We start from the raw sequence: 15,145 nt of genomic DNA on the forward strand, positions 1-15,145 counted from the left end.
AGTAAAAAAGGGACGGTGAAAGCCTGAGAAAGATTAACAGAGTCAGACAGACCAAGCCAGAACGGTAAGTTAAAGGAGCATAATATGTAGTTAGTTTCTGGTTTCCAGATCCTTGGTTAATCTTTCTCTTACCGGGCGAAAGCTCTTCCTATGTTCAGCTAGCACACCATGTTGCTCTAAGGCTTGGAAATGAGTCTTGGTGGGATAGCCTTTATGTTTAGCGAAACCATATTCAGGATGCTCCATATCGAGCAGTTCCATCTCCCTGTCACGAATAACCTTGGCCACGATTGAGGCCGCACTTATCCCGGCAATCAAACCATCACCTTTCACTACAGCATGGGCCTCGAGAACAAGCTCCTTGTTGTCACCGTGATGAAAATTGGGGGTCCGATTGCCATCGACTAAGACTTTCACCGGCTTAAGCTCTAATCCAGCTACGGCTCTTTGCATGGCTAACATGGTGGCATGTAATATATTGAGTTCATCTATCTCTTCTGGCGTCGCATGGCCAACACTAATGGACAGCGCTTTTTCATGGATTTCGGTGAACAAAGCCTCACGTTTCTTCTCGGTCAGCTTCTTAGAATCATTCAGCCCAGAGATTGGATTATTGGGGTCCAAAATCACCGCAGCCGTGACCACATTTCCAACCAGTGGCCCTCGACCAACCTCGTCGACGCCGGCATATAAACCCACACTCAAGATATCGATCTGTTCGGGAGTAATACCTTTAAATATTGCCATACTTAATACCTGCTAACTGAGAGCTAAAACAAAAATCTAGTGAGAGATGAGCTTAACAACGGCCTCTGCGGCCCGTGCACTGGCGTTACATCTCAACTGTTCATGAAGCTCGAGAAACCTATTATCTAGTTGGGTAAAATCCCCATCTAACTGCTCTGTCACAGCATCAGCGATCAACTCAGGAGTACAGTTTTCCTGAATAAGTTCAGTCACTAAATTCTCTCCAGCAAGTAGATTAGGCAGAGAATACTTATCGATAAGCATCAATGACTTAGCAATTCGATAAGTGATTGGACTCACACGATAGGCGACAACCATGGGCCGCTTGACTAACATAGCTTCCAGAGTCGCGGTCCCCGAAGCCAACAAGATACAGTCACTTGCTGCCATGACCTCTCGCGAGTGACCTTCTATGATATGGATTTCAAGATCTGGGGCATATGTTTTCAGAGCCGCTTCAAACTGAACACGACGCTTAGCATTCACAACCGGAGTCACGAAAAGAATATCGGGATATTTCTGCTTGATTATCTTAGCTGCGCGAACGAAAGGCTCAGCTAACAGTTTAAGCTCACCACCACGAGAACCGGGTAAAACCGCTAGGTATTCTGCTTGAAGATCTAAGCCCAAGGCTTTGCGAGCTTCAATTTTATCACTAGCCAGAGGGATATCATCCGCTAAGGTGTGACCCACAAAGGTACATGGCACTTTATGTTTATCGTAAAACGCTTTTTCAAAAGGCAGCAATGACAACACCATATCTGTCGCCTTGGCAATTTTGAAAATGCGTTTCGGTCGCCAAGCCCATACTGAAGGACTGACATAATGTACCGTCTTGATCCCCCGCAATTTTAATTTGAGCTCGAGACCAATATTAAAATCAGGAGCATCGATACCTATGAAGCAATCTGGCTTAATGGAACATATCTCAAGGATCAAGGTTTTACGAACTTTCAATAATCGAGGAAGACGAGACAAGACTTCGGCTATGCCCATCACAGCAAGCTCTTCATAGGAGAACAAAGATTCAAAACCTAAGGCTTCCATACGAGGTCCGCCAATACCGATAAATCGTGCATCGGGATAGCATTCCTGTAGCGCTTTGATTAACCCAGCGCCTAAAATATCACCAGAAAGCTCTCCGGCAACCATAGCAAATATCATCTGTCTTTTTTCGCTCATAGGATACGAGTCTTAAAATAGTAACGAATGGAGAATAGAGAGCCCGTCATTAATACAGGCTCGGATCAGAAAGATCTAGCGGATAATGCCACGATTAGAATTAGCGACAAAATCAATCATAAACTTAACTTGCTCATCATCTGACTCTTCAGATAAAGCCACGATAGCCTCATCGACTGTCAAGCCTTTACGATAGAGGGTCTTATAGGCTCGTCTAACAGCTATCTGACTATCTTTCGAGAAGCCACGGCGTTTCATGCCTTCACTGTTCAGTCCACGAGGAATACCAGGTTGACCCGATGCCATCACGAAAGGTGGCACATCTTGCAAGATCAATGAATAACCGGCAGTAAATGCATGAGCACCGATATGAACAAATTGATGCACACCTGTGAGCCCGCCTAATATGGCCCAATCCCCCACATGTACATGACCGGCAATTGAAGCATTGTTAGACATGATAACATTATCACCCACCACACAATCGTGGGCGATATGAACATAGGCCATAAACAAATTGTTTGATCCTATGCGAGTCTCACCCTTATCTTGGGTGGTTCCCCTATGTATAGTCACAGATTCACGCACGATGTTGTTATCGCCCATGATGAGTCGCGTTGCTTCACCTGCATATTTCTTGTCTTGGCAATCTTCACCAACAGAGGCAAATTGAAAGATTTTATTACCTTTGCCGATGACAGTCGGGCCTTTGACTACGACATGGGAGCTTAACCAACAGTCGTCACCAATTTCAACATAGGCACCAATATAGGTCCAAGGACCGATGGTGACATTGTTACCAATTTTGGCATCAGGATGTACAAACGCTAATTTATCTATCACTTTTTAATCTCTCTGCGAGCACACATGATCTCTGCTGAGCAAACTAACTCACCATCAACCTTAACAACGCCTGTGAACACCCCTATCCCGCGGCGCTCTTTAACCAACTTAACTTCAAAGTGTAGTTGATCGCCCGGCTCAACCACTCGCTTAAAACGCGCCTTATCTATGCCAGCGAAGTAATAGAGCGAATTGTCCATTGCTAATTCGTTAGTTTTAAAAGCGAGTAATCCTGTCGCCTGAGCCATGGCTTCTAAGATCAAAACACCAGGCATCACTGGCTGAACCGGGAAATGTCCCTGAAAAAATGGCTCATTGATAGTGACATTCTTGATCGCATGCAAAGTTTCACCAGGAGTGTAATCCAAAACTCGATCGATCAATAAAAAAGGATATCTATGGGGAAGAGAGGTCATAATCTCTTTGATATCCATGGTATTTAATTCATTTGACACACATTTTCCTTAGGCTGCCACTCGGCAGTTAATTTTCTGTTTGATTCGATTTCTCAAGCTTTTTGACTCGTTGAAAAAGTTCATCTAACTGTTTAAATCTCACGGTATTCCTACGCCATAACTTGTTTTCCATGGCGACAGTTGTAGATGTATACACCCCAGGCTTACGGATAATACTGGTGACATTAGTACCACCTGAGATATGAGTACCATCGGCTATGCTTAAATGCCCCGCAACAGCACTATTACCACCTATGATGCAGTACTTACCAATCTGTGTACTACCCGCAATTGTCGAGTTACCTGCAATGGCCGTGTTTTCACCTATGATATCGTTATGCGCTATCTGTACTTGATTATCCAGTATCACACCATCATGTATCTGGGTATGTTCGATAGCACCGCGATCCACCGTAGTGCTGGCACCAATCTCGACTCGATTGCCGATACGAACGCCACCAGTCTGGGGGATCTTAATCCATAATCCACGCTCATTGGCGTAACCGAAGCCATCAGAGCCAATGACTGCTGCCGAATGTATTATGCAGTCTTGCCCCAGATGCACATCGTGATAAAGGGTGACATTCGCCCACAATCGAGTGCCAGAACCTAAGATACAGTCTTGGCCAACAACACAACCAGGGCCGACTTGGACATTTTCAGAAAGAATAACGTTTTCACCAATAACGGCATTAGCACCTATTGCAACACCTTCAGCTAACTTAGCCGAAGGGTGAATGACTGCAGAATCGTGTATCCCAATAGCTGCTTTGGGTGTGGTATCCATGAGCTGAGAAACACGAGCAAAACCTACATAGGGATCGTTTAATACCAGAGCATTACCGGTAAAACCTTCGACTTCTTGAGCCGAGATCAATACTGCGCTTGCCTTAGTATTCTCCAGCTGAGCACGATATTTAGCATTCGCTAAAAAAGAGAGCTGACCTTGAGTCGCATTATCCAAGGTGGCGACACTGGATACTTCCAATGCCTCATCACCTCGAATCTCTGCACCTAATATACTAGCCAGTTCTTTTAGGGTATAGCTTTTCATTTATGATTAGCCTTTACCATTAACCTTTACTGAGTGCTTCGACGACTTTACTGCTGATATCTGCTGTTGGCTTAACATAGATGACCGCACCACGCTGTAGCACCATGTCATAGCTATCTTTTTCTGCGATAGCATTGATTGCCTGCTGAACTTTAACCAGTAGCTTATTCTGTTCTTCACCTTGACGACGACGCATATCTTCATCTAAAGCCTTGCCCTTAAGCTGCAGCTCAGATTTCATCGACTCCATCTTGCGTACCATTTCGGTTTTCTGAGACTCACTCATTAACGCGCCATCACGTTGCTGCTTCTCAAGCATGCCACGAAGCTCTTCTTGCATCTTCTGCACACTGGCAACACGATCACCAAATTCAGTCTTCAGCGTCTTGCTCACTTGCTCGCGCTGAGGCAACTGCTCAAAGACGGCCTGCATATCTACCACTGCAATCTTCTCTGCTTGCGCCGCTATAGGTGCACCAAGAAGAACCAATACCATCATCGCGCGATTAAACATCTTTTTCACAATAAACTCCTTTATTCAGCAAAACTTGCCGATTATTCTGTATTTTAACTGTCTATTTTTTAAATATTAATCTAGAAAGTTTTACCAATGTTAAACGAGAAGATTTCAGTTTCATCATCCTCGTATTCCTTAACAGGCCACGCCAAGCTAAATACCATAGGTCCCATAGGAGATAACCATTGAATACTCATACCCGCAGAGGCTCGAATCCTACCTGGATCAGAGTAATCTTGAAGTTTATCAAATTCATGAGCCGGAAGGTATCTATAAGAATCATAATCAAACTCAGTATCCCACACGTTACCCGCATCGAAGAAGAAGCTGGTACGTACCGAGTTAGTGTAAGCCTCATCCAAGAAAGGTGTAGGCACAATCATTTCAAAACTGGCAGTTGCAATCGCATTACCACCGATAGAGTTACCAGAACTCACCTGGATCTTATTTGGATCACCTGGCAGATAACATCCGTCCCCCGATGGATCTGGAGAACAAGGCTCTAAACCACGACTCAAGTAGAATGAACGCGGACCCACCGAATTAGACTTAAAACCGCGGAGTGAACTGCTGCCCCCAGAATAATAGTTTTCCCAGAAAGGCAAGATCTGGTCGTTATTATTAAATTGCCCATAACCATTACCATAGCCAACACGAGCTTTCGCTAATACTACCCACTTGTGACTGCGAGTGATTGGGAAATAGAAACTGGTATCAAAATCTGCCTTGAAATACTGCAGATCTGAGCCCGGTATCGTTATCTTAGTACTTAAACGCTGAGATGAACCATCCGATGGGAATGTGCCTCGGTTCAATGTACTGCGATACCAGCCTAAGTTAGCCTCGAAGTTATTAAACGCTAAGTCGGCATTAGGATCTTGGTCATCTCGGTAGATGTTATAGAATCTAAGTGCCTGCTCATAGGCCGAAATCTCTGAAATAGTGTTATGACGGTAACCTATACCACCGTTGATACGGTTATATTCGTTGATAGGGAATCCGGAGTTAAGTGCAACACCATAGGAGCTGTTCTTATATCGCTCAAGATTAGCTTCATGTGCATCAAACTCGTTCCAATAAACGCTGCCGCCTAAGCTGACACCATCTTTGGTAAAGTATGGGTCGGTAAACGACAAATTCACATTCTTAGAATACTTGTTGGTATTAAGATTGATACCCGCCTGATTACCCGTACCTAAGAAGTTACTCTGCTGCACACCGAACTGCAGACTCATACCTGACTCAGTACCATAACCAACACCGGCATTAAACGAACCAGAGGGCTGCTCTTTCACGTTGAACGCTATGTCGACCAGATCATCGGTGCCAGGAACCTGTACAGTTTCGGTATCGACAGTTTCAAAGTAACCAAGACGATTCAAACGTGCCTTTGATTGCTCGACTTGAGCCGAATTAAGCCAAGCACCTTCCATCTGACGCAACTCACGGCGCATGACCTCATCTTTAGTCACTTGGTTACCGGAAAAATTAATGCTACGCACATAGACACGTTTACCCGGTTTAATATTGACGTTGAGGCTCACTTCTTTTGCCTCATCGTCAATTTCAGGGTAAGTCTGAACTTCTGGGTAGGCGTAACCGAAACGACCTAAATACTTGCCGTACATCTCTTCGGCAAATGTCACGTCGGCACCATTATAAGTGTCACCAACCTTGATAGGCAGAATGGCCTTCATCACCTTCTCACGACCCATCAGGTCGCCGGTAAGGTTTACTTCTGTGACTGTATACTGTTCACCCTCATCGACATTGATGGTGATATACAAACCTTTGCGATCTGGGGTCATGGCGACCTGAGTCGAAGTCACATCGAAACGAATATAACCCCGGTTATGATAGAAACTCTTTACCGTTTCTAGATCGGCCTGAAGTTTCTGTTTCTGATAACGGCGTTCACCAAACAGATCCCACCAAGCGACGTAATCTTTAAGTTCCAACATACCGATCAATTCAGCATCGGTGAAGACTTCATTACCGACAACATTAATCTGCTTGATTTCAGCGGCTAGACCTTCGGTAAAATTAAATTGTAACTCGACACGGTTACGGGGCAAGTTAACGACTTCAGCTTTCACTTTAGCACCGTACTTTCCAACACCATAATAGAAGTCTTGTAGGCTTTTTTCGATACCGGCCAGCATGGTTCTGTCTAACGACTCACCCACCTTCACACCAGAGCCGTCTAAGCTCTCTTGAAGCTGCTCATCTTTGATGTCCTTGTTACCTTCGAAAGTAACCGAACTGATGGTTGGTCGTTCTTTGACGGTGACAATCAGAACACCGCCATCACGACTGACTTCGATATGTTCGAAGTTCGTCGAGGCATACAAGCTTTTAATCGCTTGTTGAAGTTTAAGTTCATCGACAGTATCACCTACCTTGACTGGAATAGTCAGTAAGGCAGCACCAAGAGCTACACGTTGTAGTCCTTGAATTTGGATATCTGTGACTTCAAATGGCTGGAATGTTTCTGCCCAACCGTTCCCTGATAAAGACGCACCGACTAATACCATCGAGGCAAAAAGTTTATTAAATCTCATAGAGCACTTCTAATTATGTGTGTGTCCTTGCTCAGAGTCGGGAGAAATCGTTGAAAAGCGCGACGCTCATCAACATCAGCAGCATGGCTGCCCCAAATCTGAATCCAATTTCCTGTACCTTCTCTGGTACAGGTCTTCCTGTGATCACTTCGATGAAGTAATACAACAAGTGTCCCCCATCAAGCACGGGCAAAGGCAGTAAATTAATAATACCTAAGTTAACGCTGATTAATGCGAGGAAACCTAAAAAGTAAACCAATCCATAGTTAGCACTGTTACCAGCACCTTGTGCTATGGATATTGGTCCACTTAAATTTTTAACAGACAGATCCCCAGTGATCAGTTTGCCGATCATCTTAAAACTGACAGAGATAAGTTGCCATGTTTTATCTGTCGCTACCCCAAATGATTCGATGAAACCATACTCAAGCTGAAGCTTCATATTTTCCGGCCAATCCGCTTGAGTAGGTGCAACACCGATAACACCTTCGACTTGACCTAGTGAACCTTCACGTTCACTAGGGATCACTTTGAGCTGAAGTTGTTCACCATCTCGTCTAACTGTAATTAATACAGTTTGATTAGCTGATGCTTTTATCTTACTGACGAAATCGTCCCACTCATCATAGGGCACACCATCAACGGCGACTAAGATATCTCCGACTTCTAAGCCTGCGGCCGCAGCCGCGCCATCTGGGCTCACTAATCCTAAAACAGGAGTTATTTCGGGTCTATAGAAATCGAGTCCCAATGAAGCGATGGGCGACTCTTTATCCGGATCGAACTCCCAGGATTCCGTGTTTAATCTATATTTAGTACCTAGTGCGTCATCGGCACTATATTCCAGAGGCGCTAAGGTGATATCAATATGTGGCTCACCAATCTCACTCACCAAGGCGTAAGTCACCTCTTCCCAATTACGCACACGCTTGCCTTCAACCGAAGTTATCAGCATAGGCTCATGAATTTGAATTTGCGCAGCGGGCGTATCTATACGTGTAGCATCAATAACGGGCTTGAGTGCTGGTACGCCAATAAGGTACATGAAATAAAGTGAAATAATGGCAAAAATGAAATTGGCCAAAGGCCCAGCTGCAACTATGGCGATACGCTGCCAAACCGTTTTTCGGTTAAACGCTTGATCTTTTAATTCTTCCGGAACATCATCCACACGTTCGTCAAGCATCTTGACATAACCGCCAAGAGGAATCATAGCTAACACGTATTCGGTGCCATCTTTACCCACTCTTCGCCATATCGCTTTACCAAAGCCGATAGAAAAACGCTCAACTTTAACCCCACAACGCCTAGCCACCCAAAAGTGACCATATTCATGTGCAGCAATTAAGATGCCTAATGCAATAACAAAGGAACCTAAGTTCCACAGAAAGTCGATCATTCCCATCCTTTGAGGTAGTTAAATCTTTGCTACCAACTCTAAAGCAAATCTGCGTGTTTGTGTATCTAATGCAATAATATCATCCAGACTCTTTAAAGAATTCATCGACACCTTGCTCAAACACGTTTCATTTATTCTGGCTATATCAGTAAACTTTAACTTGTTTTCCAAAAAAGCAGCAACCGATATTTCATTTGCTGCATTTAACACTGTCGTCGCTTCCTGACCTTGCTTACAAGCCTCTATGGCAAGAGAAAGACAAGGAAATCGTTCGAAATCAGGCTCAAGAAAGCTTAATTGTCCGACTGTGAAAAAATCTAAAGGTTCAACTCCCGAGTTAATTCTTTGTGGATAAGACATACAATGAGCGATTGGCGTACGCATATCAGGGTTACCCAACTGAGCTAAAACCGAGCCATCCCGATACTGAACCATAGAGTGAATAACACTCTGGGGATGAATAACAACCTTCAGCTGCTCAGAAGTGGTATTGAATAACCAACGAGCCTCTATATATTCGAGGCCCTTATTCATCATGCTAGCGGAATCAACAGAAATCTTACGACCCATAGACCAATTAGGATGTTTACATGCCTGAGCCGGTGTCATGGCGCTAAGAGAATCCAGAGGTGAAGTAAGAAAAGGGCCCCCTGAACCTGTCAGCAAAATATGCGATATACCTGCACCATCAAGATCGCAGTAGCCGATATTGCTCTGAATCGGCTCAGGTAAAGCCTGAAATATTGCATTATGCTCACTGTCTACTGGCAACACTTGTGCACCAGAGGCCTTCATCGCTTCGATAAACAGCCTGCCAGACATCACCAGCGACTCTTTATTCGCTAATAGGACTCGCTTACCCGCTTTAACGGCAGCTAAAGTCGGCAATAAGCCCGCCGCACCAACAATTGCGGCCATAACAGTATCGACACAAGATGCACTGACAAGATCATCAAGCTCCGTCGCCCCAGTCGTAACTTCAATGCCAGAGTTTGCTGGTAAACGCTGGCGTAAAAGCTTGGCGGCATCGACATCGACCATATGGGCAATCGTTGGCTTGTGATCTATACACAGAGCCAACATTTTATCCACATTAGTATTCGCCACCAAGGCGTAGATGGAATAAGCCTCAGGATTGTGGTTAATGACACTTAAGGTGCTAGTACCTATGGATCCAGTTGCGCCAAGTATGACCATTCTTTGCATTAGGTTACATCCAAAATGCGATATAAATAAGTGTAAACACAGGCAGCGCAGCTGTCAGACTGTCTATTCTATCGAGTATGCCACCATGCCCAGGCAATATGGTGCCCGAATCTTTAATATCCGCCACCCGCTTAAACATACTCTCTGACAAGTCTCCCACCGCCGAGACTATGGCGATAAATAAGGTCACGGCAACGACCAAGCCTAACTCCTGCTCTGGTGAAGCTAGCATCACGCCTATCACAATAATCATGCTGGTAAGTAAACCACCCACGAGGCCTTCGATAGTCTTGGCTGGACTTACGTTAGGCATCAATTTAGTACGCCCAAGGGCTTTACCCGCAAAATATGCTCCGCTATCTGTAGCCCAAACCACAAGCATGACCAAGAAGACTAACACCCCACCGTAATAAGGGTCTGCTTCTGAACTTAACCCCTTAAGGGCAATCAGGGCTGCAAAACAAGGAATCAGGGTAAGTTGTCCAAACATAGACTTGAACATGTGGCTCTTTTGCCACAAAGCCGAACTCTTTGGAAAAGAGAGCACCAATAAAAGTGAAATAGCCCACCATAAAGCACCAATCAAGATGATGGCCAAATAAATTGGATGAAGATGGCCTTTAAACCAGAGTTCATCGCTAGGAACAAAAAGATTGAGTGCGATTAATAACGCACCTATGGTGATAGTAAAGCTCCACTGCGTCATTTGACAGCGCTTATCGATAATCTGTCCCCACTCCTTGGCAGCAATCAAAAATACAGGCACCAATATCCAGGAAAAGAACTCAGTTGGAAGGAAAAACACCGCCCCTAAAACCAAGGGAATCAGCCAAATTGCTGTTATTATTCGTTGTTTTAGCAAAAAAAAATCCTCAAAAAATTATGACTCGGACTGCATCGACTCTATTTGGCAACCAGTCAGGCCGAATCTTCGTTGTCGAGATGCAAAAGTTGCAACAGCCTGTTTAAAAGCATTTTCATCAAAATCTGGCCATAAAGTGTCGGTAAATACCAACTCGGCATAAGCGGCCTGCCACAATATGAAATTACTAATACGATAGTCCCCACCGGTCCGTATCATTAAATCAACTTCGGCTTGGTTTTGCATGCATAAATGCTGACTTAAAGCTTCTTCAGTGAACTGACTGCTGACCATTTCACCGGTTTCAACCTTTTTAGCGAGTGCTTGTGCGGCCTGCATGATGTCCCAACGGCCACCATAGTTAGCCGCCACATTCAAAACCAGATCGGTATTACCTGCTGTTTTTGCTTCCGCTGCGGCAATTTGCTTCTGTAAGCGTTCAGAAAAACGACTGATGTCGCCAATAATATTGAGCCTAACCCCATTTTTATGCAGCAACTTTATTTCACGCTGCAACACAGTAAAGAAGAGCTCCATCAAGAGAGAGACCTCTTTATCGGGCCTGCGCCAGTTTTCACTGGAAAATGCAAATAAAGTTAACGAGTCGATTCCCATCTCTCTGGCGGTACTCACGGCTCGTCTGACGGTTTTAACTCCCGCCTTGTGCCCCATCACTCTGGGTTTCCCCTGCGCCTGTGCCCAGCGTCCGTTGCCATCCATGATGATGGCAACGTGTTTAGGCTTAGACTGTTTAACAAGCTCTTCGATCTCCTCGGGAGAGAATTCAGAACCAGACTGGGAATCGATTGACATCTATTACAACCCTTAAAAAAGCAAACGCCGTGTAGTATACCGCTACACGGCGTCTTAACTCTAGTTTCTTAGCTCTAGATTAGACTTCCATCAACTCTGCTTCTTTTGCAGACAAGATATCATCAATCTCCTTAATATGAGCATTGGTGAACTTCTGAATCTCATCTTCGGTACGGTGCACATCATCTTCGGTACACTCTTTATCTTTCTCTAATTCTTTAATATCTGAGTTAGCATCGCGGCGCACGTTACGAACAGAAATACGTCCATTCTCAGCTTCTGCACGTACAACCTTGATAAGGTCTTTGCGACGCTCTTCAGTTAATGCAGGAAGTGGGATTCGGATGATGGCACCCGCAGACATAGGGTTTAAACCTAGATCTGAAGTCATGATAGCTTTCTCAACTGCTTGGATCATAGTGGCATCAAACACAGAAACAGCCAGAGTACGAGAATCTTCGATAGTGACATTACCCACTTGCTTAAGCGGTGTCATTGAACCGTAATAAGAGACCTTAATCGAATCTAAAAGGCTTGGATGAGCACGCCCGGTACGGACTTTAGCCATCTGAGTCTTAGTGGCTTCTACACATTTAGCCATACGTGTTTGAGCATCTGTTTTAATTTCGTTTATCACGATAAATATCCTTTAAATAAGTCACTAAATTCTAAGTCATAGGACTATCCAGTCACACTAAATCATTAATTTTTGCTGACTGGATATTACAATATTTCTTAACTCGTTGTTGTGCTTGCTTTGATCATTGTGCCTTCTCGCTCACCCATAATGACTCGACGTAGGGCGCCAGGCTTATTCATGTTAAATACCAATATTGGCATGTTGTGATCTCTCGCCATGGTAAATGCGGCAAGATCCATCACTTTTAATTCTTTTTCCAAAATTTCATCGTAACCCATTTCATCATACTTTACTGCATCTGGGTTCTTCACTGGATCATCAGAGTAGACACCATCTACTTTAGTTCCTTTGATCACAACTTCTGCTTCGATTTCGATACCGCGCAAGCAAGCAGCAGAGTCAGTTGTGCAGAAAGGATTACCCGTTCCTGCGGCAAAAATAACCACACGTCCAGACTTTAGCAAACTAATAGCTTCGGCCCAGTTATAATCATCACAGACGCCTTTAAGTGGAATAGCAGACATTAGCCTTGCATTGACGTAAGCTCGGTGTAGGGCGTCGCGCATGGCTAAACCGTTCATCACTGTGGCTAGCATGCCCATATGATCACCGACTACCCGATTCATGCCCGCTTGTGCAAGCCCCTCGCCACGGAATAAGTTACCGCCACCGATAACAACACCTACCTGAATGCCGAGCTCAACCAGTTCTTTAATCTCCTGAGCCATACGATCTAATACTTTGGGATCTATGCCAAAGCCTTCTTCGCCCATTAAGGCTTCACCACTGAGTTTAAGAAGAATACGTCGAAATGCTGGTTTAGGATTCGTGCTCATTTTTAATGTCCTGATTGATGCCGATAGGTAAAATCATACAATAAGACCGCAGCAAATGCCGCGGTCTTAGGAGTGCTTACAAAAGGAGATTAAGCCTTAGTAGCAGCGATTTGTGCAGCTACTTCAGCAGCAAAATCTTCTTCTTTCTTCGCGATACCTTCGCCAACTTCTAAACGAACGAAGTTTGATACAGTAGCACCTTTCTCTTTAAGAATTGCACCAACAGTTTTCTTAGGCTCCATGATGTAAGCTTGGCCAGTAAGAGATATCTCACCAGTAAACTTCTTCATTCTTCCGAAAACCATTTTCTCAGCAATCTCAGCAGGCTTGCCTTCGTTCATAGCGATTTCGATCTGAAGTGTTCTTTCTTTTTCAACAAGAGCAGCAGGAACATCTTCAGGGTTGACGAATTCAGGCTTAGAAGCAGCAACGTGCATTGCTACGTGCTTAAGCGTTTCTTCGTCAGCTTCACCAGCCACAACAACACCGATACGCTCACCGTGACGGTAAGATGCTAGCTTAGCACCATCGATGTACTCAACGCGACGAACGTTGATGTTTTCACCGATTTTAGTCACTAGTGCAACACGTGTTTCTTCGAACTGAACTTTCAGATCTTCGATAGTGACTTTAGATGCAGCTGCAACTTCCAGTACAGAATTAGCGAATGCTAGGAAGTTTGCATCTTTTGCAACGAAGTCTGTTTGACAATTAACTTCTAAAAGCGCAGCAAAACCTTCGCTATTTTTAATCAGGATTGTACCTTCAGCAGCGATGTTACCCGCTTTTTTAGCAGCCTTTGCAGCACCGCTCTTACGCATGTTATCGATCGCTAGTTCGATGTCACCATCAGTTTCAACCAACGCTTTCTTACAATCCATCATGCCAGCGCCAGTGCGCTCACGAAGTTCTTTAACTTGGGCAGCAGTAATTGCCATTGTTAAATCCTCTATAGATAATTCTACAAATTCAATAGATATAAAACAGGGGCCTTAAGGCCCCTGTTCACCAATCATGTATCTTGGTTAATAAGGGATGAAAATCATCGCCCCTATTATTCGGCTTCTACGAAACCGTCTTGCTCAGCTTGAACAGCAAGATCTTGACCACGGCCAGATTTTGCGGCAGCAGCAACAGTCTCAGTGTACAAACGAATAGAGCGCATTGCATCATCATTTCCAGGAACGATGTAGTTGATACCGTCTGGTGAAGAGTTAGTATCAACAATAGCAACAACTGGGATACCCAGATTGTTTGCTTCTTTAACAGCGATATGCTCATGATCTGCACCGATAACGAAAAGAACGTCAGGCAGGCCGCCCATGTTCTTAATGCCACCAAGAGACTTGTCTAATTTCTCAAGCTCACGAGTACGCATCAAAGCTTCTTTCTTAGTAAGCTTGTCGAAAGTACCATCTACAGACTGGCTTTCAAGATCTTTAAGACGCTTGATTGATTGACGCACTGTTTTCCAGTTAGTCAACATACCGCCTAACCAGCGGTGATCAACATAGTACTGGTCACAAGAGATTGCAGACTCTTTGATAGCTTCGCTTGCAGCACGCTTAGTACCAACAAAAAGAACCTTACCTTTCTTTGAAGCGATGTTGCTGATGAAAGCAAGAGCTTCATTGAACATAGGCACTGTGTGCTCTAGGTTGATGATGTGAACACCATTACGAGCACCAAAGATGAAAGGCTTCATCTTTGGATTCCAGTAACGAGTCTGGTGACCGAAGTGAACACCGGCTTGTAGCATGTCGCGCATTGAAACTGTAGTCATTTTATTACCTTAAATTGTTAGGGGTTAGACCTCCACGCATCCCATATCTTCGACCTATACAGGCACCCCGAAGAATGTGTCGATACGTGTGTGATTTAGTATTTAATAAATAGCCATGTATAATGGCCGCCATCTTAACTCTGCATCTTAGGTTTTTGCTAGAATCCCTATTACATTGAATAGTGAGTATCTTCACACCACCAAAGATGAGATTAGAGTCAAACATAACGGCGCGCTTTATACCATA

General features: G+C 44.3%; 15 protein-coding genes. All 15 read right to left on the reverse strand.

The features are described from left to right. Positions 1-90 precede the first annotated feature (90 nt). On the reverse strand, positions 91-747 hold the full coding sequence (gene rnhB / locus sps_RS10410; RefSeq protein WP_077752464.1) for a ribonuclease HII: 657 nt from the start codon (positions 745-747) through the stop codon (positions 91-93). A 36-nt stretch (positions 748-783) separates the two neighbouring features. Continuing rightward, positions 784-1,929, reverse strand: a complete 1,146-nt coding sequence (gene lpxB / locus sps_RS10415) for a lipid-A-disaccharide synthase (RefSeq protein ID WP_077752465.1) — start codon at positions 1,927-1,929, stop codon at positions 784-786. Between the two features lie 75 nt (positions 1,930-2,004). Further along, positions 2,005-2,772, reverse strand: a complete 768-nt coding sequence (lpxA, locus tag sps_RS10420; protein ID WP_077752466.1) for an acyl-ACP--UDP-N-acetylglucosamine O-acyltransferase — start codon at positions 2,770-2,772, stop codon at positions 2,005-2,007. Further along, positions 2,769-3,227, reverse strand: coding sequence for a 3-hydroxyacyl-ACP dehydratase FabZ (gene fabZ, locus sps_RS10425; RefSeq protein WP_077752467.1), 459 nt, complete (start codon positions 3,225-3,227; stop codon positions 2,769-2,771). The genes lpxA and fabZ overlap by 4 nt, the downstream gene beginning before the upstream one ends. 28 nt (positions 3,228-3,255) lie before the next feature. Further along, positions 3,256-4,281, reverse strand: coding sequence for a UDP-3-O-(3-hydroxymyristoyl)glucosamine N-acyltransferase (lpxD, locus tag sps_RS10430; protein WP_077752468.1), 1,026 nt, complete (start codon positions 4,279-4,281; stop codon positions 3,256-3,258). Between the two features lie 19 nt (positions 4,282-4,300). Beyond that, positions 4,301-4,795 carry an OmpH/Skp family outer membrane protein gene (locus sps_RS10435; protein ID WP_077755637.1) on the reverse strand — a complete coding sequence of 165 codons (495 nt, stop codon included), beginning with the start codon at positions 4,793-4,795 and terminating at the stop codon, positions 4,301-4,303. Positions 4,796-4,875: 80 nt separating this feature from the next. Beyond that, positions 4,876-7,359, reverse strand: coding sequence for an outer membrane protein assembly factor BamA (gene bamA / locus sps_RS10440; protein WP_077752469.1), 2,484 nt, complete (start codon positions 7,357-7,359; stop codon positions 4,876-4,878). Positions 7,360-7,390: 31 nt separating this feature from the next. Beyond that, the gene (rseP, locus tag sps_RS10445) at positions 7,391-8,758 is read right to left on the reverse strand and encodes a sigma E protease regulator RseP (RefSeq protein WP_077752470.1); all 1,368 of its coding nucleotides are present in this window, start codon (positions 8,756-8,758) and stop codon (positions 7,391-7,393) included. 18 nt (positions 8,759-8,776) lie between these two features. Further along, positions 8,777-9,964, reverse strand: a complete 1,188-nt coding sequence (gene ispC / locus sps_RS10450) for a 1-deoxy-D-xylulose-5-phosphate reductoisomerase (protein ID WP_077752471.1) — start codon at positions 9,962-9,964, stop codon at positions 8,777-8,779. Positions 9,965-9,968: 4 nt separating this feature from the next. Next, positions 9,969-10,826: a phosphatidate cytidylyltransferase gene (locus sps_RS10455; RefSeq protein WP_077752472.1), complete on the reverse strand. Its 858-nt coding sequence runs from the start codon at positions 10,824-10,826 to the stop codon at positions 9,969-9,971. A gap of 18 nt (positions 10,827-10,844) precedes the next feature. Continuing rightward, entirely contained in the window at positions 10,845-11,639 is a 795-nt protein-coding gene (gene uppS, locus sps_RS10460; RefSeq protein ID WP_077752473.1) for a polyprenyl diphosphate synthase, read from the reverse strand. 79 nt (positions 11,640-11,718) lie between these two features. After that, complete coding sequence (gene frr / locus sps_RS10465; RefSeq protein ID WP_077752474.1) at positions 11,719-12,276, reverse strand: ribosome recycling factor; 558 nt, start codon at positions 12,274-12,276, stop codon at positions 11,719-11,721. Between the two features lie 98 nt (positions 12,277-12,374). Beyond that, positions 12,375-13,115 (reverse strand): UMP kinase, encoded by a 741-nt coding sequence (gene pyrH, locus sps_RS10470; protein WP_077752475.1) that lies wholly within the window; start codon positions 13,113-13,115, stop codon positions 12,375-12,377. Between the two features lie 89 nt (positions 13,116-13,204). Beyond that, the gene (tsf, locus tag sps_RS10475) at positions 13,205-14,053 is read right to left on the reverse strand and encodes a translation elongation factor Ts (RefSeq protein ID WP_077752476.1); all 849 of its coding nucleotides are present in this window, start codon (positions 14,051-14,053) and stop codon (positions 13,205-13,207) included. 116 nt (positions 14,054-14,169) lie between these two features. Continuing rightward, a complete protein-coding gene (rpsB, locus tag sps_RS10480) occupies positions 14,170-14,898 on the reverse strand; it encodes a 30S ribosomal protein S2 (protein ID WP_077752477.1) in 729 nt (242 codons plus the stop codon). Between the last annotated feature and the right edge of the window lie 247 nt (positions 14,899-15,145).

This window comes from Shewanella psychrophila, from assembly GCF_002005305.1.
GTDB classification, from domain to species: Bacteria; Pseudomonadota; Gammaproteobacteria; order Enterobacterales; family Shewanellaceae; genus Shewanella; species Shewanella psychrophila.